This window comes from Brumicola pallidula DSM 14239 = ACAM 615 (assembly GCF_000428905.1).
In the GTDB taxonomy this organism is placed as follows: Bacteria; Pseudomonadota; Gammaproteobacteria; order Enterobacterales; family Alteromonadaceae; genus Glaciecola; species Glaciecola pallidula.
Genome location: NZ_AUAV01000011.1, coordinates 187822 through 205780, shown reverse-complemented (window position 1 = coordinate 205780; position 17959 = coordinate 187822). Strand labels below are relative to the sequence as shown.

The window sequence follows — 17959 nt, the reverse complement described above, 5'->3', positions numbered from 1 at the left end:
TATCGGACGCATGACAACTAATGTCACTAACTATCCATGTATTTATTGCAACAAGTAAGGGCCTTGTCGCTATACAAAGTATTACTGAACTGCAAGACGTTGAACTGCAGTCAGTGATAACGATCAACGGCTCAACTGACTTAGCGACGATTAGTTCTGCATACCATCGATTTGTGCAAAAAAGTACAGGTGTTATCCAATCTGAATTTGGTGGTCATAGCTTTCGGGCTAATATTTCAAGAAATATCGATCAGGGAAGTAGTTGGCAATTGCCTTTTTATTTAGCGCATTTCATTCAGGCAAACGTGACTTCGCTGCAGTTAGGTGCAGGTGTTGTTCAATTAGGACAAGGAATACCTAAGGCTGGAGATGTGGTTCTGATTGCGACAGGTCAGATTAATACGTCGACGGGCGCGATTGAGGCGGTAAACCATGTTCCTGATAAATGCATGACAGCGTCGCCACAAATAAAACTGTGGATGAAGAAAGGGATATTAGTCGAGTTTTTTATACCTGCAAATAACCTGTATACTAAAGATACAAGTCAGGGTAGGGACTATCAACAGACAGCGTCATCGGTACATGTAAAAACCACCATACCGCAAATACTCCCAGCGGCAGATTGCGCTATTTATCCAGTTATCGATATAAGTCAGTTGAAAGAGCATGTTGAGCAGTTATTGCCCGCTCCTATGGTGCAGGATGACAACCCGTCTGCTCAGACACATAAGTTGGTGTTCCCTGCGACGCGTACTAAACAATTAAGCGACAATTCATCGGGTTCTGATAGAGCAGCTTCAAACTCGTTAACCCTGTCTAAAAAAGCCGTTATCCTATTATTAACAATGGTGCCTGTGTTTTTTATAGTCATTATTGCAATGATGTATTGGGCCTTGAATACAAATGCTGGTTATACTGACACCCGATTTATAACAACAATGAAAAGTGGCCTGTATTGCGATGGTAATGCGGTAAAGCAAGCCAGCAATATTGCGCAACAATATGTATCAAGAATTCCTGCTGTGGCCTTTAGTGATGCCTGTAGTCTAACGTTAATAACTGCCAAGCAGATACCACAAATATGGTTAGTTGCAGATAGTAAAACTCTCATCGAACTCAGTTCGATTGTGATTGGTGAAGAGTTTCACTGGACTATTCCATTACCGAAACAACAGAATGCTGACCGCGAGTATGTGCTGGTTGTTACCAGCCAATATTTGGATCTAGCAGACCTAGCAGCATGTAAATCCTATTTGTCACGTCTTCAACAAACCCAGAAACCCTCAGTTGAAATACTGGCGTCATTTTTTTCGAAGATTAATGTTAACCCGCAATATATCAGTCAAAAGTTAGTCACTGCGGCTAATTAATTCATATTACTTTAGCTTAATATTCAAACTAAACTTCAAATAATCTAAAAAGCCGCCTGATCATTTTATAATCTTAAGTAATATAAGACGGGAGAATAAAATGAAACGAACACGCATATCGACACACTATTTTAGCTTGGCATTAAGCAGTCTTCTTTTGCTGCTGACTGGCTGCAACAGTGTGTTACACAAATCCACTGTCGAGTCACAAGACAGCAGACTAAATAGCACTAATCGATCCATAGCACCGAGCATAGACCGCCTTGACGCAGGATGCCATGCGCAGGTATTGCAGCGTGAAAATAGTGTCGGTGCTGCCGCTGATATTGGCCAGCAAATAGCGCTGGCAAATTCAGCAACACGCTGTATTGAAAACAAATCCTTTTTTCCTCAACACCCCGATAATCAAATTGCGATGCAATTAAATGCCCTAGCGGTTGTTAATTTTATCAAAGCTGGAGAAAGTAAATTGGCCGAGCATAGCTTAGCTGAATTTAGATCGCAGTTTCCTCAACAAGATCTTTTATTTGCCGACTACACGTCGTTTGTCGATACCGCTGTTGCCTTGCTGCAGCATGACGAGTTGTCGGCTCATCAGTTTCAGGTACTGAATATAAATACGGCATTGCGTAATGAGTTAAAGCGGCAAGAGTATTGGCTAAAAAACTAAGTATTGTCGTTCAATAAATCAATATTCATCAAAAGGTTAAGAACATGAATAAAGTACAAAAGGGTAATGCAGTAGATAATGCAAAGGCAAAAAACAGAATGGCGACGTTGTATTTAATGATGCTATGTGTATTTATTACTGTGATGCTTACAACGGTAAAAGTCCACGCGAATTCAAACAACCATTGGCAACCAGTTGCTTCTGAAACCTTACTAAAACTGCCGGCAAATCTAATTGAAAAGCGCATTCAACAAGACTTTGAAATGTCGCCACTGGCTAATCAATTACTCTCTTTGGAAAGTAATATTGTAGACAAAGGTGACAAAATTAAAGCGTTGCAAAGTTTATTAACAGACGCTAGCGCGAATGAAATGACAGAAGAGCGAGTTAGTTTGGTGCAAATAAAGTCGAGCTATTTAGATGATATGCAACTAAGTCAGTCTCTGCGCCAAGACGCACTGAATAAAAAACAGTATTTGTATGAAGATGTTTTGAGAAAGTTGTTTCATCAACAAAACTCGTCAGCAAATTTAGATATGCAAAAACTGCGGGCCAAACAAGAAGAAGCAAAACAACGTATGGACCGAGTTATAGCTCAAGTTGATGCTACATTATTGAATGATCGCCTTGATAAAAAAAGTCCTTACGCTGATGAATTCGCTATGAATTTGGGAAAAATAGAACAATTAAAAAAAGCCATAAGTCAGCATCAATCTTCATTAGCACCAACCATTGATGGAGTTGAAGTGAGTGCACAAGAGTACGTTAGACAATTACTAATGCAGGCTGCAAGTGACCAATCATTATTGGATCAAGAAGCACTGATGATCAGCTATATGGCGAAACTCGTTGCATTAGATGCACAATCCATTGAATTTCGTTTGGCCTATGAAGAAACTGAAGACGGTGTCGTTATTAATAATTTCACCAAACCAAATCAAGCCGCCGACCTATTCTTTTAATTAATATTATAGAGATTACCATCATGAAATACGGATCAAATATTACCCAAAAAACCACTTTTTTTGTCCTGCTGTGCCTATGTTCATCTCAACTTGTCAACGCTAATGAGTTATTTACACTTAAAAATCTTGAACGAGAAAGAGCGACACTTATATCCGACTTTTTGAGCAGCAAGCTCGATAGTCAACAAAAACACCAACGCTTGCAGCAACGGCAGCGACAACTTGCCGATATGGAGAGAATGGTATTGCGCGATGAACGATTATTAAGCACTAAGTCAACCATGGTCGACAATGCGTTTAAAGAGTATGACAAAACCTTTTTGGTTCACGCCGGTGCCGAGCACAAAATGAGTGCGATGGATCAATGGTTGAACAATGTAAACGTGACAAATGAAAGTGTGCTCAATGCTAGAGCAGGATATAGATAATGAATGGCTCTAATTCACTACAGGGTCATTAGCATGTTAACAATTAAAAAATGGTTCCCAACGGTATGTCGACTATTAGGTGCGATAGTTATATTACTAGCGGTCGCAAGCTACATGACAAATATGACGCTAATTGATTTGCTGAGTTATGTTGAAAAAGTATTTAGCTACAGTTTCGTCTTGTTGTTCGCCCCCCTGTTGCTTTTTGCAGGCTATGCGATTGTGTTAGTTAATAGGACAACCGTGAATGAGGCGCAAAAAGCGTTTTGGTTCGAAATAGGTCAGCAGTCAGCAAATGGTATGTCAACCTTAGCATTAACATTCACCTTGCTGGGCATAAGCGTCGGTATAGGCACGCTGTCAAAACAAAGTTTAACTCCCGAAACAGTAAATGAAGTGATTGGTATATTAACACAACAATTTTCGATGGCGTTTATGACCACTGTTGTGGGCTTGCCAGCGGCAACGCTAAGCAGAGCGCTATTGAGTATCAGTATGGTCAAGCCAAAAAGGGAGTTACCATATGAGCGCTCTTTTGAGCTGCCATTTATGCAACATAAAAAGGAGTAAGGGTATGACGATTATGCGCAAAATTACGTTTATTACAGTTAGCATCAGTGCATTTATCTATCTGGTTCTGAAAACAAGCCAGGGTCAACTTTGGTTAAGTGAAACCCAACAGTCTCTGCTCAGTAAACCGACAAAAGAGGCAGACGTTGTATCCTTGAATGCACCTAAACAAGATGCACTTAAACAAGATGCACTTAAACAAGATGCACCTAAACAAGCTGCAGCCAAACAAGGCGCATTGACCGATTCATTCACGCAATTTTTAAACAACAGCGAACACGCGGCGCAAATTTTAGAGCTAGAAATTCAGCTCAAGCATATGCAGAATGATATTGTTGAAATGGCGTCAGCAATACAGCAATTAACCGCGCTTAAAACCACATTACCGGAGCAAAAAAAGATGCTAGGCAATGCACAAATACAGACATTACAAGACAATGATACATCAGTAAATGTGTTTGCAGCGCCGCCAAAATTTCAAGCAACGAGTACAGACCCCGTAGTATATGATAAACAGCAGAGTACGCCCGCTGCGCAAACACGTGCCTCTTCTCAATCACGTAAGGCCGACGCAAGGCTTCGCCAACTGCAGCATCAAGCCAGACTGCAAGAGGTTGTCCAACGCATGGAATTAACGGCCTTACAAGCTATCAGTCGTTAATTTACGTTATTGATTGGACGAAACTAATATGCTGTTTCAAAAAACCAATGCAAAGGATAGTGCCCTTTACCATATGCTCAGCAAGTATTGGTTTCATTTAGTACTACTGAGCATACTAGTAGTGTGGTTGTTTGACGTTTTTTATGTGGCCGACGGGCAAAAAAATAAAACACATAAGGTAGAAAAAGTCATACAAAAACAGAGCAATGATCGTGCTATAAACGGGAGCGATAAACACACATTAGTTTCCGCTTTATCAACTAAAACATTGCCTCTCTTTGCAACAGTTACTTTGCCTAGCGTTCCCACATTAAATACCACGTTACCGATCAGTATGACTGAGTCAGAACTGGCTCCACAGATATTGACAAGGTTAGCTCAGGCGTCTGCAATAAAGACCTTAGAAACAAAGGGTTATAAAGTACACACAGCTGCAAACCAAGTTATGCCGACTAACTTAGTTAATAAGCCGACGGGCGCTCAAGTTAAAAATGTAATTAAGCAATTAACCGGTTTAAATAATCGGCATATTCAATTTTTGCTACCCGAAAGGAACTCTGCAAAAGAGGCTTTTGTGAACCACATGTATAAGTGCGAAAACATGCAGTTTGGGGTCATAACGAAAGTGCCACCTTACCAACTCACTTTGCTCTCAAACGAGCGTGTTCAAGCAAGCGCGTTCCAACCAAGTGAGCTTTTGCGAGTTGCCCACGATTTTTTGAATCGTTATGAACGCAACTTATTCACTTTATATGCACAAGGAGATCGGCCTGTTCGCCTATTTGATATGAGTTTTGATATTAATTTAGCAACCAAAATAGCCGCGGTATTGGGCGAAAACAAACTGCAATCATTTAGTGCCCGATATTTTTTAGAAAGATCGCAAATAGGCTTAACTGAAATTGTATTAAACCACCGTGCGATGTCAGAAAACTGGATTATGTCGTCAAAAAAATGTTATTAAAATGGTCGTCATTGTGAGCTTGCGATAGACTATAGTAATATAAAAGGGCTGTGGAAATAGTTGTGCAAATTGGATTAGTGTTAAGCGGTGGCAAGTCTTCCAGAATGGGCAAAGATAAGTCTGCAATGACAATCGGGACAGAAACAATGTTAGAGCACAGCATTGCTATAATGAATTCCCTCAATTTAGATCGCGTAGTGGTAAGCGGTGCTGAGTTTGATATTCCAGATATATTTTCTGAAAAAGGCCCCGTTGGGGGTATCTATTCGGCTATCCAACACTTGTCACTCAATGTAGGTGATATTGTATTAGTAATACCCAATGATATGCCTCTACTGAGTTCGGGCGCACTACTAACGTTAGTGCAGCAGTCGGTAATACAACGATGTACCTTTATTTATAAACAGCACCCAATGCCATTAAGTTTGTATATAAGTAAAAGCATCTTAACAAGATTTGAATTATTGAAAGACGCAGACGGAATGTCTATTAAGTATCTAATTGAGGCTGACCGGGTAGAAGAACTTGCTGTTGTATCGCAAGACGTATTCAGTAATGTTAATACGCCACAAGAATTAGAAGAGGCCACTCAAATTTTTAATAAAACGCGTCCATAGCTTGCCAGCGGTAGGTATCCTGTATTGGTAGTTGGTCGGTTAAAACCAACAATGTTGAGGGAAAGTAGTAAAAATCAGTATTCAATTACCACAGATAAATAGCATTGCTTGAATCCAGCAATGGCTAGAGAATGTCTCGTATGATGACAGTCTACTGGGCAGTTAAGGCCATTGAAATTTTCTTAATCAATAATTCTCTATTGATAGGTTTTGCAATGACATCGTTAAAACCGGCTGCCGAATAAGCGGTAACCTCGTCTTTCGTGACATTAGCTGTTACCGCTATTATAGGCGCTACGCCGCCCTGATTTCGAATTGCCTTGAGTGCAGCAAGACCATCCACATCAGGCATCTGGATATCCATTAACACGATATCTGGCTGGAATTCATAATACTGTATTATAGCCTCAAAACCGTTTTCAGCGACCTTAATGGCGCAACCTGTTGATTTAAGCATACGCACTATAATTTGCATGTTGATTGAGTTATCTTCGGCCACTAGGATCTTGAACTTTGATAAATCTAATTGCATAGCAACTTTATCTTTTATTCCGAGTTTAGTTGCATCTCCAGCTTTTTCTACTGGCGTAATTTCGACACTAACATCGGCAACGTCAAATGAGTCTAGCGTACTCGTTTTAACTGTTGTCATCATGATTTCCTAAGGTTTAGCCAAAAAATGCTTGCAACACGTTTTAATGTGTACAAGAGCGCTAAACTAAAAATAACAAACTTGCCGTCATATTACAGGACTATTTTAAATACCAATGTATGAGATCAATACAAGCTGTTTTCAGAAAAAGTAGACGTTGGTTTACATTCTGTTTAAAAAATAAACACGCTCTATACATAAATTAAGCAATATATCGTTTTTCGAAAAATTTAATGTAACGATAACAATTACTTAAATCTAATAATGGTGACGTGATAAATAGTTAGTAATAACTTAATTATTTTCTCTGCCAATAACGCTAAAAGCCGAATTTTTTGAGCCACGAAAGTATCATGTTTGCCATGTTGACTACTTACAACAATTAATCACTATGCAGAGCATCAATTGGATTTAGTTTAGATGCCTTAATCGCAGGGAAAACACCAAAACCCACCCCCACAATCATACAAATACTGAGAGATAAAAAGATGGCAGGAATTGACCAACTCACCGCCCAGCCCGAATAAAAACCGATAATTTCAGATAAAGCCAATCCAAATATAATACCCAAAATACCGCCAAGTACAGAAATAGCGAAACTCTCAGCCAAAAATTGCTGTTTGATGTCCTCTTGGGTAGCACCCACTGCTCGCAGTAAACCTATTTCTTTAGTTCTCTCCATGACATTAGCTAACATAATATTCATAATACCAATGCCTCCAACAAGTAACGAAATTCCCGCTACGCAGGCCATTACAATGTTGAAAATCTGTTGAGTTTGCTTCTGTTGTTCAAGCAGCGCCGCAGGGATGATAAGGGAATAATCCTCAATACCGCCATGGCGCAAAACCATGAGCTGTTTGACTGCTTTGGAAGCAACCAGCGGATCGCTAGCTTTTGATATATTAAGTTTAATAGTATCTAATTCGCTGGTCAGTAAATCGTTTGAAAACTTCTGAACACTAGTGGATAAGGGTAAGAATATTCTGTATCGGTCGCCGCCAATTTTAACACCCTGAAACTCGTTTTTATCACCTGGAGGCGGACTCAATACGCCGATAATTTGCAACCAAACATGATTTACTTTGACGTATTGATTTAGCATTTTACTAGTATCATCAGCCATCGCAGGAAACAGCTCCATTGCCGTATCAAAGCCCAATACTGCAACTTGTGCAATTTTATTATTGTCATTCTCGTTTAATAACCTGCCCGCAGAAAGCTTCAAGTTTGCGTGTTCAAAGTAGGTAAGGGTAACACCAAGAACTTCAGCTTGAGATTTCCTGAAATCGCTATAAATATCGTGTATCTTAATTTTTTTACTGGCACTAAATCCTTCAACGAAAGGCAAAGTAGCAAGAGCAGCATCCACGTCTCCCATTGAGAGACCTAAACTTTCTTCTCTGATCTCGATGAGCTCTTCACTGGGGTATTCTTTACCCTCAATAATGATGTTATTAACACCCATAGAATCAATTAACTTTAAGGCTTGACGCTCTGCACCTTCGCCAATATTGAGCATGGCGATAACAGCACCAACACCAAAAATCATACCTAAAAGAGTTAGAAAAGTACGCAGCTTTTGTGCTGATAACTCAGCAATTGCATCTGCTAACAAAACGCGATACTTTTTGATCATGATTGATCACCCACCGCAACAGACTCAGGAATGCTTAACGCAACAACATCGCCTTTTGTTACGCCACTCATAATTTCTACTACATACTGATTTTTACGACCACTGATGACTTCACTGCGTGAAAATTCACTGTCTAATCTTAAATAAACATAACTTTTTCCTTCATCATGATGTATAGCTTGCAGCGGGACGACGATAGTCGGCTCTGGCCGTTTTACTTCAATCTGTGCTGTGATTTTACGCCCTGGTTGCATCAGTCGCTTGTCTTGCTCATCCAGCGTGACCGTAATTTCATAGTAGGTCACTGGGTTACCCCGTTCGATTGAGCGTGGAAATCCCGCAACGTTATTTATTTTTCCGCTGAACGCGCGATCAGGAAAAGCATCTAAGCGAATATTCACCGTTTGCTCTAGTGCCAAATCAATCGCGTCATTAGCCAGCACAAAAATCCGAGCCTGCATATTATCTAGGTTGGGAATATTAGCGATTGTACGACCAGGAAATACAGTTTGACCGACCGATGGTTTTTCGCCGCGACGATCCTTTTCATAGATAAGTAAACCAGAATAGGGGGAAACCACTTCCAATTTTGACAAAGCTTGCTGATGTCTATCGTACTTTGCAGCATGCCCACTGTTGCGAATATTGAGCACTGCCGATTCACTCTCGTGCTGCTGATCAATACTTGATTCTTTCCATTCGAGGAAATCGTCTTTGGCTTCTAAGAAATCACGATTTTGCAAGGTGTCTATGATTTCTAACTGCGAATAAATACGTAAATCATCTATGGCAAAACGGTCAACAAAGGCAAACTCATGTTTAACAAACGTTTGGTCAGACTCAATGTCTTTTTGTTGTTGAGTTTGAATCGCATTATTCTTAGTCATATCCTGCTGCAGCTTCAACATTTCGAGTTCCTCGTCGCGACTGTCTTTTAAGATACGTTGAGCATCAAAACGAGCGATAACTTGGCCTGCTTGCACAATACTATTTTCGGGTGCTAACCATTCTAAAATCATAGGTTGGTTGCCTGGTGACGCTATTTTTTGAGCTTCGGCTGCTTCTATCTCACCAAAAGCACTAACAGAAATTTTGAATTCCCGTTCCGATACTTCATAAGTTGGTACTGTTGATTGTTCCTCCTCACAAGCGGTAATGAATAAAAATAAAGCACATAAACTCGCTAGTCTTGCTGTTTTAGATAAATACATCAAACACTTCCTTGCGATAGTTCAACGGTGGCTTTCATGCCCGGACGCATAATACTGGTATCCATTTCATCAAGCGTTACCCAAGCATCAAAAACAACTTTCAAATTACGCTGCGATTTATTTCTAAAGGCCTTGCCAATTTCACTGATTTTGCCATTGAAAGGACTTTCAGGAAAAGCATCTAAAGTGACCTTAACCTCTTGGCCAATATTCACTTTAGCGGTGTGTGATTCATCAAATTCAACTTTAACTGAGATTTTGTCCAATGAGGGCAGTGTCATTAAGGTTGCACCCATATAAACTGTGTCACCTACAGCCGGTTTTTCATCGTTCCAGTTGAGATAAATAACCATGCCGTCTTTTGGCGAGTTAATAGTCAACTTATCAATGCTATCTTCTAATTCTTTTACTCTTACCGCCCTATTATCGATGCGCGCTTGGCGTACTTTTTCATCAACGGTCATCTCTTCTTTATGCTGTGCGACTCTGTTCTTTGCTTGCAAGTGGATTTCCGTCGCAATTTTATGTTCAGCCTGCTGCTTTTGACGCTCGATTTTAGAGCGCGAGGCGTCTGTTATTTCAACTTTACGTCTTGTTTTATCCTCGTTCATTTTGGCTTCAGCCAAGCTAAGAAGAAGATCTTTGAGCTTGGCTTCATTATTTAAGCCACCTTGCTCGGCTTCCTTTGTTGCTGCATCGAGGTCACTTTTACGCCCAAATAAATCGTTACGAAGTGACTGCCCATCGAATCGAAGTAGAGTGTCGCCGACTTTTACAATGGCATTTTCACGGGCAATATACTCGATCTTAAAGCTCCACATGCGTCTGATATTGGGCGGACCAATGGTTATCTGTTGCAGTGAAACTAATTCTGCGGGTGCTTTAATAATATTTTCAGATGATTGTTGATACACTTCAATAGGCTCGCTACCGCAAGCACTAAGCATAAAAACGCCGGCTAAAACAAGTAGGGAATTACGCATTAGGTTTGCCTTCTGTGTTATTAATGTGAATTCGAACGCTCATACCGGGCAATAAGTTAATGCTCGGTGCGGTGGTAAATTTAACAATGGCAGGAAAGTACGAACTTTTACTCCACTGTGCGCGTTTTTCAGATTGACTTGAAATAGCTTCAATATAGCCTTCGAATGACTTATTAGGGTAAGCGTCAATTATTAACTTAACCTTTGTTTTGTCCTTTAATCCGACCGCGTCAATTTCATGCACCCAGGTTTCAATTTGAAAGTCGGTTGTTGCTTGCACATCCATGACCTTCCAACTTGGCTGTAGATTATTGCCTGCGGTTATTTTTTGTTGAGTCCACGGGTGCATTGCATAAGTAATAGGTCCCGATATTGTTGCTGTGACATTCATTTTTTCGAGTAAGCCTTCAAGATAAGCAATCTCTTCTTCTACCTTCTGAATATCGATATTTTTCTTTTGGATTTCTGTTTCACGTTCTTGTGCTGACCGTCGTAGTGCTTCTTCTGCTTTTACTTGTTCCAACATTGCGCGTTGCAGTGCTAAGTCATATTGGCCCTTTTCATATTGACTAACATCAGAAGCGGGTACGGAAGCTTCAATTTGTGCTTTTTCAACTCGCATTACGGCTAATGTTAAGCTACCCTGAGCGTCAGTAAATTTGCGGTCTTGCTCCATTTTCATTTGTTCGAGCTCAAGCACTTGGCGTTCTAATGATTCTATATTCTGATCCAGTCTGCTTTGCTCGTTTGAGCCATCAAATACAGCAATCGTATCGCCTTCTTTTACAATGGCACCCTCTTCTTCCATCCATTGGATTTGAATTTGCCAACGACTCGATTGTGGGGCATTAATCACTTGTTTGGCGGATGAGCTGACTTGACCTGTTAATAGCAAATCGCTTTGTGCTTCAACCGTTATTGACAACAAGGCTAAACTCAATAGTTGGGCAATCCGCATTACTTTTAACGTAGTGAAATGTATTTTCATAAAACCTACCATCAGAAGTGTTCCCTTTGAGTATTGATATAATTTTTCAGATTAACTTATTATCTTGCCGTCTTTCATGCGTATTGTTCGCTGCGCATAAGCCGCAATATCATTTTCATGCGTTACCATCACAATAGTTTGTCCGGCGTCATGCAGTTCAGTCAATAAATGCATGATTTCTTTTGAGGTTTGACTATCCAAATTTCCGGTTGGCTCGTCGGCCAAAATAACACTTGGTTTGTTGATGAGTGCTCTTGCAATAGCCACGCGCTGACGTTGTCCGCCTGACATTTCAAATGGTTTATGGTTTTTTCGATGGCTAAGACCAACACGCTCGATTAGGTTCAAGGCTCTGCTATTGGCTTCTTCAGCGTTGATCGTTGAATAACGAAGGGGTAATTTTACATTTTCGATAACATCGAGTTTAGGTAATAAATGGAAAGTTTGAAAAATGAAACCAATGTGTTCGTTTCGAATCCGCGAAAGCTCATCATCGGTTAAGCTAGCGACATCTTTACCATCAAGTAAATATTTGCCTGAAGTAGGGGTATCGAGGCATCCCAGGACATTCATTAACGTTGATTTTCCACTGCCAGAACTACCCATGACAGCGACGAATTCATTTTGTTTGATGGTTAAAGAAACATCGTCTATTGCAGTGACAATTTCTTCTCCATTTTTGAATTGTTTTTTTATCGAATGAATTTCAATCATAATGATATAACACTTCCCTGTGTAGCTTATTTTGACGTATCTCGTTGGTACGCATATTTTTAATACAATAGAATACCTCTAAACAATGGGAATAGGTACGTAGGGAAGTAAAATAGTGATTATTTTTTTAATTTAAAAATAACAATTAGCTGCGTTTAGGGCTTGATGATTGCGGCATGCGCCATGTGGTACACGCAGATATAGCTGAACTTATTAGTCGCATTTATGCGCGACTTACCAATAACACCAATAAGTCAGTTCTTGCTGCATAAGAAACTGTTCAGCTTGTCTGCCCTGTAGTAACGCTAGGGTGGCCATAAGTCCTGCTTGCACACAATGGTCACTAGCAACGGTGACAGAACGAGGCCCATCAATAATAGGCTTTCCGAGTTGAGGATTTAAAACATGCGAATAACGCACATCATTTTTTAGTAAATATCGGTTTGCGTCACCGCTCGTTGCTAAACCTCCGCGTGCTATTCTCACTAATACGGTCTTGTATATTGTTCGGTTATCCTTGGCTTGTGGACTATTTTGCACTGGCATTTCAATACCTACATGCCAGTATTGGCCTTCTTTTTTTGCTTGAGTAACCTGAATATCGCCACCAAAATTGACCAATATAGAAATCTTAGGAGCGATCTCTGTGCATAGTTTTGCAACACAATCCACTGCGTACTCTTTACCAATACCACCCAAGTCTATTTCAAAGCCTGCTGGCATTAAAATTTGTTGTTGATTAAATTCAACACGATGCCAACCGATAAATCTCAATAACTTATGTATAGTTTCTTCATCAGGAACATTATCAGAACCATCAAACTTCCATGCATGCCTCAACACACCGGACGTAATATCAAACATGCCATCGCTTATTTTAAAACACGTATTGGCAAACGTCAGTAACTGAAAGGTCTCGACATCGATAGCAACAGATTGTCCTTGAGCTTGATTAATCGCATACACAATATTGTCGTTGCGATACCGACTAAACTTTTTCTCAATACGAAAAGCTTCCGCAGCCGCTTGTTCGGTAATATGGCTAGCCACCAAAGGGTCGAGGGTATCAATGAGCAACTCACAAGGGCTCGCCATACAAAAAAAACTGCCTTTGATATGATCATCGGCAGTTTGAATCTTCCAGTCAGACAAAATAAGACTTACCTATGTATTAAAAATTGTAACTGAATTGCAAGATAAACGCTTTTACACTCGGATACAATTCTTGACTTGCAAGTACTCCAATATTTTCAAAGCCGGCATTTTTTGGATCTTGCTGGTAATACTCAGCTCGTACTCCCCATTCATGCCCATTATTCATTTGGTGAGCGTATTTTAAGCCAACTGTTATTGCTGTCATTTCGCCTAATCTGTAATCGGCTGAGGCGACAGCAGGTAAGACATCGGCATCATTTAAGTAAGGACGATAAAAATCGGCTTCACTTTGCTGATAATAGCGAATATGTGGTTGAATATAGTCTGTTTCTGTTAAGTTATAACGCAACTTAGAATCAATCGTATGTGATTTAATTTCCCAATCGTCGGTCGCAAACCGATATGAAACGTCAGCGACAGCATCATCAAATGCGTACTTAGTTTGCGCATAAATACTATGTTTTACGCGACTGTCAGGGCGATTTTCATGCACTATGGACTGAGTTTCACCATTTGAATTGACGACACTGAGTAACTTGTAAGGGTCGTTTAAGTAACCACTACTATTTGAATAGCTGTAGTTTAATTGCACTATCATACGACGGTTAATTACTTGCGTAAGGCCAAAAAGTGCATCTACAGTTGATTTGTCATCTGTATCGGTAATTCGGGTTTGATTAAAAGCGGTTTCAAAAGCATCTTCGCCAGCTTCACCGGCGCCAAATTGTCCGTTATTGACTACCATGGAAGACAAAGCAATAGGGCGTCCACCAACAGGGTCAATACTATCAAATTGATACGATAAGCCGAACAAAGCGGTCGTGTTCTTGTTATAAAAATCTCGTTCTGCTGACACACTTGTACCGACTGACAAATAGTCATATTCGCTTGAAATGTTGCCGCCTATATTAATGCGAGTATCTTGATATATAGGCTGAGTCCAGTTTGCACTTAATTGCACTCGCGTGTCTTGAAACGTATCGTCCAACGGCAATTCATTGGGCGAAGTCGTGTATTGACCATCTCCAGATGGGCGACTAAATGTTTGTGCATAGGGCTGTGAAACAGCACCTGTGGCTGATGCACCGGTGAGCGTGTCAATCACCAATTTAGTATTTAGAATGTGTTGATCACCAAAATCTTTGGTTGCACTAACGACACCTTCAAGAAGGCTAACACGGTCGGTTTCTCCGTAGTAAAGGATCGCTGTATCAAACTGCCAATCGTTTACTGATTTAGTTTCTTGTGCTTGAACACCGGTGTTTAACAAGGTGCATGTTGCTGTTGCTAAAAGAGTGCTTATTTTTTTTGATTTAGTTAATTGCATCCGCAACCTCCGCCAGCAAATGAACGTCCGCCGCTAGTCCCTTCTTTACTAAAATAAATATGTTCGTCTAAACCGATATCTACTGCGTCGGCATTTAAGGCCATCTCATCCTTAGCCAATAAGTCGCGCTCCCAAGGTTGCACGCCTAAATTGGCACAACCACCTAATTGCACTGTGGTAATAATGGAAAACACAAAAATTAGCTTTTTAGTGTGTTTTTTTGATGCTTTTATTTGATTAATATTCATGTAACAGCTCCTACTCAGACAATAAAGAGATAATTTCTTGTTCATATTTTGATTTGTTTTGTATAAAAAAACCGGTGTGGGTTTTGCGCACATTGCCGTGTTTATCAATTAAGTAACTACTTGGCATGCCGACTAGCTCATAGTCGGCGGCAACCTTACCTTCAGGATCTAAAAGGATACGAAAATTAGCCGGGTAGCTTTCTAAAAAAGTACTAATTAAAGATTTGTCCTGGTCTAAATTAATGCTAACAATCTCAAAACCTTGAGCAGCATATTTAGTTTGCATTGCATTCATCCAGCCAAATGAAGTGCGGCAAGGTTTACACCAGCTCGCCCAAAAATCCAAATAAACGACTTTACCTTTAAAATCTTGCAGAGAAACTAACTGCTTACTCGAATGAAAGTCTGCAAGGGTGAATTCCTTGGCAGTGGATGCATTGGCAATACTGGCGGCAAAAAATAAGGAGATGTAAATTAAAATGTGGGATTTTGTTCGCATAACGACACTCAAGAATATAAATATACATTGAGCTTACTGCGCAAAACTTAAGAGAACCTTAGGTGCACTTTACCTTACGCATTCTGTATTTAACTTATGCTGCTTTTTCAGTTCAAATAGGCTGATTGAGCATCAACACTATAAACAATCAAATTAGCGGCCTGATAAGTATGCGATTAGTCCAAATATGGCAAAGAATGCCGGTTGATGAACAAGATAAATCACCAGGCTATGTTTACCTGGCAATGCTAACCATGTGTTTTTTTCGATATGTTTTAGCGGATCATTTTGCAAAAATGCGGTTGAAGCAAACCAAATACCGATGAACACCACACCTACCCAAGGAAACAGACCGACATAGTCGTTTGAATATGCGGGAAGGTAACTGCGGATATAATTGAATGGCCAAATGCCAGACATCCAACCGATGTTATAGGCAGCAATTATGCAGAGTCCGATAAGCAGGGACATACGGGGTTTATTTGCAAACATAATACAAAGCAGGCTAGCAACAGCAATAAAATGTAACACACCAAAATAAATATAGTTGTTGGGCACCATTAACAACGAAACCAAACTAATAGCCAACGCACTGACTAAAATTTGAATAAGGCGCTTAGTAAATTTTTTCCAATTGATAGCGCGTTGATATGATAAATGCAGTGATGCGCCTAAACAGATGAAGAAAGAGCTCAGGATAACATACCGAAAAGTACGCCATCCTTCGCCATCTGGTATGTTCCAGTCAACATAACCGAAAAATTTGAGGTCATATATAAAATGAAATATGACCATAAGAACAATGGCGACTGTCCGCAAAACGTCAATACTGAAAATTCGACTATTCAATGAGTTAAAACTCCATCTCTAAAGCAAATCTCAGTGTATGATCGGTTGAGTTACCATTCAACCCCGCTATAAAGCCTAATTCCCATTTGAGTTGGCGCTGCCCCTCAAACCGTTTAATTCCCATAAAAGCGGGGCCAATGCCAAAAAAGTCGCGGTTAGAGTATATTTCAATAGCCGGTTGAATTTCAGGTATCCATCGATATCGATATTTTAACCTAAATTCACCTTGCAGTTTCTCATCTGTATCATCGCCCCAATTTTGAGTTACCAGTAAGTTAATGGTCAAACTGTTGCGGCCAAACTCTTTTTCAGCAAGCAAGCCAGTGGTAAATTCCCAACTGTCTTTCTCATGCCCTTTTTCAAGTTCAAATAGTGCACCCCAATCAGCCCAATATTGTCCTTGATCAGTCAACATCCAGCGAGTTTCAATTTCATATGAGTGCAATCCGAAATTATCGTCTGCGTCACGTTCTCCCACAAGATAACCCTCAATAGTGACGTACTCAGAAATAGCTTGTCCATATGCAATGCGTTGCAATAGTTCGTTACCATCGTCATTTTTCCTTGAACTGAAACGCCATTCGAACTCACGCTCAAAAGGCAGCACATAGGGGTGATAAACCTTATCGACGGATTCAGATGCATAGCTTTTGATGGCGAAACCATTGAGCATAATAATATATAAACACATAAAAATAGGCGCTATATGTTTCATCCAATAACTCCATGAACGGTATTTTTGTTTTCGGTCACTTTAGTTCTCATTAAAAGCGTAAATATAATAATTGTAGCGGCACCAAAAACGACTAAATAGATAAGTGTGGGCGTTGCATCATAGCCAACAAGTACGTGAAAAAATTGGCCATATTCGTTTCTATCAGCAATAAAGTTATTGCTATTCCAAAGAGGGAGTGAGGAGGATAAAACATCGATTTGCTGCAAAATAGTGACGATATTACTTAATTGCCCAGCTAAAAATAGCGCAATGGCTATTTTTAGCGGCAGACTCTTATCTATATTCAAAAATACGAAGAACAGAAGATAGCTAATACTGACACAAATACCCAAACCGATGCTCACGCCAACGTAAACGCTGGGACGCAACTGAGTTTGACCGACTGAAGTAAAAAACACGATAAAGTCACTGGCATGAGGAATGACAAGGAGGAACAAACTTAAACTGAACAATAGTTTGCGTGTAATATCGTTATTTGTGGTTTGACCCAATATGACCCCAGTTGTCAGGCTAAGTGAAATAACAATAAGTAAAATTTCATAGCCAATACCCTCAAGTGTCATGCCTAACCAAGGACGAAAATAGGTGAGAATAGCACTAGATAGTAGCCCTAGAATGATGGCGAAAAGATAAAAGAAGTGATGATCTTGTCTAAGTGTAAAAATCCAGGTCGACAATGGTTTATGTCTTTTTGCAGTTAATGGTAAGGACTT

21 protein-coding genes are annotated in these 17959 nt (G+C 40.0%); 8 read left to right on the top strand and 13 right to left on the bottom strand.

Features of this window, described 5'->3' with window-relative positions:
- The first annotated feature begins 20 nt into the window (after positions 1 to 20).
- The 8 genes from G399_RS0103680 (at position 21) to mobA (ending at position 6245) form a co-directional block, all read left to right on the top strand.
- Entirely contained in the window at positions 21 to 1370 is a 1350-nt protein-coding gene (locus tag G399_RS0103680; RefSeq protein WP_006012185.1) for a hypothetical protein, read from the top strand.
- A gap of 100 nt (positions 1371 to 1470) precedes the next feature.
- A complete protein-coding gene (locus G399_RS0103675) occupies positions 1471 to 2040 on the top strand; it encodes a hypothetical protein (protein WP_006012188.1) in 570 nt (189 codons plus the stop codon).
- A gap of 44 nt (positions 2041 to 2084) precedes the next feature.
- Entirely contained in the window at positions 2085 to 3002 is a 918-nt protein-coding gene (locus G399_RS0103670) for a hypothetical protein (protein ID WP_006012190.1), read from the top strand.
- Between the two features lie 23 nt (positions 3003 to 3025).
- Positions 3026 to 3433, top strand: a complete 408-nt coding sequence (locus tag G399_RS0103665) for a hypothetical protein (protein WP_006012192.1) — start codon at positions 3026 to 3028, stop codon at positions 3431 to 3433.
- Positions 3434 to 3466: 33 nt separating this feature from the next.
- A complete protein-coding gene (locus G399_RS0103660) occupies positions 3467 to 4003 on the top strand; it encodes a hypothetical protein (RefSeq protein ID WP_006012193.1) in 537 nt (178 codons plus the stop codon).
- A gap of 4 nt (positions 4004 to 4007) precedes the next feature.
- Positions 4008 to 4664 carry a hypothetical protein gene (locus G399_RS0103655; RefSeq protein WP_006012194.1) on the top strand — a complete coding sequence of 219 codons (657 nt, stop codon included), beginning with the start codon at positions 4008 to 4010 and terminating at the stop codon, positions 4662 to 4664.
- Between the two features lie 28 nt (positions 4665 to 4692).
- Positions 4693 to 5628 (top strand): hypothetical protein, encoded by a 936-nt coding sequence (locus G399_RS0103650; protein ID WP_006012197.1) that lies wholly within the window; start codon positions 4693 to 4695, stop codon positions 5626 to 5628.
- Between the two features lie 62 nt (positions 5629 to 5690).
- Positions 5691 to 6245 (top strand): molybdenum cofactor guanylyltransferase, encoded by a 555-nt coding sequence (gene mobA / locus G399_RS0103645; protein WP_006012200.1) that lies wholly within the window; start codon positions 5691 to 5693, stop codon positions 6243 to 6245.
- A gap of 151 nt (positions 6246 to 6396) precedes the next feature.
- Here mobA and G399_RS20100 read toward each other — a convergent pair whose 3' ends face one another.
- The 13 genes from G399_RS20100 to G399_RS0103580 all read right to left on the bottom strand — a co-directional run bounded on the left by G399_RS20100 (position 6397) and on the right by G399_RS0103580 (position 17923).
- Complete coding sequence (locus G399_RS20100) at positions 6397 to 6900, bottom strand: response regulator (RefSeq protein WP_081585816.1); 504 nt, start codon at positions 6898 to 6900, stop codon at positions 6397 to 6399.
- A 379-nt stretch (positions 6901 to 7279) separates the two neighbouring features.
- A complete protein-coding gene (locus G399_RS0103635) occupies positions 7280 to 8536 on the bottom strand; it encodes an ABC transporter permease (RefSeq protein ID WP_006012205.1) in 1257 nt (418 codons plus the stop codon).
- Positions 8533 to 9747, bottom strand: coding sequence for an efflux RND transporter periplasmic adaptor subunit (locus tag G399_RS0103630; protein ID WP_006012206.1), 1215 nt, complete (start codon positions 9745 to 9747; stop codon positions 8533 to 8535). Before G399_RS0103630 ends, G399_RS0103635 begins: the two co-directional genes overlap by 4 nt.
- On the bottom strand, positions 9747 to 10730 hold the full coding sequence (locus G399_RS0103625) for an RND family efflux transporter (protein WP_006012208.1): 984 nt from the start codon (positions 10728 to 10730) through the stop codon (positions 9747 to 9749). Before G399_RS0103625 ends, G399_RS0103630 begins: the two co-directional genes overlap by 1 nt.
- On the bottom strand, positions 10723 to 11718 hold the full coding sequence (locus G399_RS0103620) for an HlyD family secretion protein (RefSeq protein WP_158409436.1): 996 nt from the start codon (positions 11716 to 11718) through the stop codon (positions 10723 to 10725). The genes G399_RS0103625 and G399_RS0103620 overlap by 8 nt, the downstream gene beginning before the upstream one ends.
- Before the next feature lie 51 nt (positions 11719 to 11769).
- Complete coding sequence (locus G399_RS0103615; RefSeq protein WP_006012214.1) at positions 11770 to 12432, bottom strand: ABC transporter ATP-binding protein; 663 nt, start codon at positions 12430 to 12432, stop codon at positions 11770 to 11772.
- 234 nt (positions 12433 to 12666) lie between these two features.
- Positions 12667 to 13527 carry an FAD:protein FMN transferase gene (locus tag G399_RS0103610; protein WP_006012217.1) on the bottom strand — a complete coding sequence of 287 codons (861 nt, stop codon included), beginning with the start codon at positions 13525 to 13527 and terminating at the stop codon, positions 12667 to 12669.
- A gap of 76 nt (positions 13528 to 13603) precedes the next feature.
- Positions 13604 to 14914: a DUF3570 domain-containing protein gene (locus G399_RS0103605; RefSeq protein WP_006012220.1), complete on the bottom strand. Its 1311-nt coding sequence runs from the start codon at positions 14912 to 14914 to the stop codon at positions 13604 to 13606.
- A complete protein-coding gene (locus G399_RS0103600) occupies positions 14905 to 15162 on the bottom strand; it encodes a DUF4266 domain-containing protein (RefSeq protein ID WP_006012223.1) in 258 nt (85 codons plus the stop codon). Before G399_RS0103600 ends, G399_RS0103605 begins: the two co-directional genes overlap by 10 nt.
- Before the next feature lie 10 nt (positions 15163 to 15172).
- Entirely contained in the window at positions 15173 to 15661 is a 489-nt protein-coding gene (locus tag G399_RS0103595) for a TlpA disulfide reductase family protein (protein WP_006012226.1), read from the bottom strand.
- 153 nt (positions 15662 to 15814) lie between these two features.
- Complete coding sequence (locus G399_RS0103590) at positions 15815 to 16510, bottom strand: heparan-alpha-glucosaminide N-acetyltransferase (protein WP_006012229.1); 696 nt, start codon at positions 16508 to 16510, stop codon at positions 15815 to 15817.
- A gap of 4 nt (positions 16511 to 16514) precedes the next feature.
- Positions 16515 to 17225, bottom strand: coding sequence for a hypothetical protein (locus tag G399_RS0103585; RefSeq protein WP_006012232.1), 711 nt, complete (start codon positions 17223 to 17225; stop codon positions 16515 to 16517).
- Positions 17222 to 17923, bottom strand: coding sequence for a high-affinity iron transporter (locus tag G399_RS0103580; RefSeq protein WP_226988979.1), 702 nt, complete (start codon positions 17921 to 17923; stop codon positions 17222 to 17224). Before G399_RS0103580 ends, G399_RS0103585 begins: the two co-directional genes overlap by 4 nt.
- Positions 17924 to 17959: the final 36 nt, after the last annotated feature.

Excerpts from the sequence above, each read along its gene's own strand:
- G399_RS0103680 (WP_006012185.1), top strand. The coding sequence starts at position 21 with ATGTCACTAACTATCCATGTATTTATTGCAACAAGTAAGGGCCTTGTC.
- G399_RS0103675 (WP_006012188.1), top strand. The coding sequence starts at position 1,471 with ATGAAACGAACACGCATATCGACACACTATTTTAGCTTGGCATTAAGC.
- G399_RS0103670 (WP_006012190.1), top strand. The coding sequence starts at position 2,085 with ATGAATAAAGTACAAAAGGGTAATGCAGTAGATAATGCAAAGGCAAAA.
- G399_RS0103665 (WP_006012192.1), top strand. The coding sequence starts at position 3,026 with ATGAAATACGGATCAAATATTACCCAAAAAACCACTTTTTTTGTCCTG.
- G399_RS0103660 (WP_006012193.1), top strand. The coding sequence starts at position 3,467 with ATGTTAACAATTAAAAAATGGTTCCCAACGGTATGTCGACTATTAGGT.
- G399_RS0103655 (WP_006012194.1), top strand. The coding sequence starts at position 4,008 with ATGACGATTATGCGCAAAATTACGTTTATTACAGTTAGCATCAGTGCA.
- G399_RS0103650 (WP_006012197.1), top strand. The coding sequence starts at position 4,693 with ATGCTGTTTCAAAAAACCAATGCAAAGGATAGTGCCCTTTACCATATG.
- G399_RS20100 (WP_081585816.1), bottom strand. The coding sequence starts at position 6,900 with ATGATGACAACAGTTAAAACGAGTACGCTAGACTCATTTGACGTTGCC.
- G399_RS0103635 (WP_006012205.1), bottom strand. The coding sequence starts at position 8,536 with ATGATCAAAAAGTATCGCGTTTTGTTAGCAGATGCAATTGCTGAGTTA.
- G399_RS0103630 (WP_006012206.1), bottom strand. The coding sequence starts at position 9,747 with ATGTATTTATCTAAAACAGCAAGACTAGCGAGTTTATGTGCTTTATTT.
- G399_RS0103625 (WP_006012208.1), bottom strand. The coding sequence starts at position 10,730 with ATGCGTAATTCCCTACTTGTTTTAGCCGGCGTTTTTATGCTTAGTGCT.
- G399_RS0103620 (WP_158409436.1), bottom strand. The coding sequence starts at position 11,718 with ATGAAAATACATTTCACTACGTTAAAAGTAATGCGGATTGCCCAACTA.
- G399_RS0103615 (WP_006012214.1), bottom strand. The coding sequence starts at position 12,432 with ATGATTGAAATTCATTCGATAAAAAAACAATTCAAAAATGGAGAAGAA.
- G399_RS0103610 (WP_006012217.1), bottom strand. The coding sequence starts at position 13,527 with ATGGCGAGCCCTTGTGAGTTGCTCATTGATACCCTCGACCCTTTGGTG.
- G399_RS0103605 (WP_006012220.1), bottom strand. The coding sequence starts at position 14,914 with ATGCAATTAACTAAATCAAAAAAAATAAGCACTCTTTTAGCAACAGCA.
- G399_RS0103600 (WP_006012223.1), bottom strand. The coding sequence starts at position 15,162 with ATGAATATTAATCAAATAAAAGCATCAAAAAAACACACTAAAAAGCTA.
- G399_RS0103595 (WP_006012226.1), bottom strand. The coding sequence starts at position 15,661 with ATGCGAACAAAATCCCACATTTTAATTTACATCTCCTTATTTTTTGCC.
- G399_RS0103585 (WP_006012232.1), bottom strand. The coding sequence starts at position 17,225 with ATGAAACATATAGCGCCTATTTTTATGTGTTTATATATTATTATGCTC.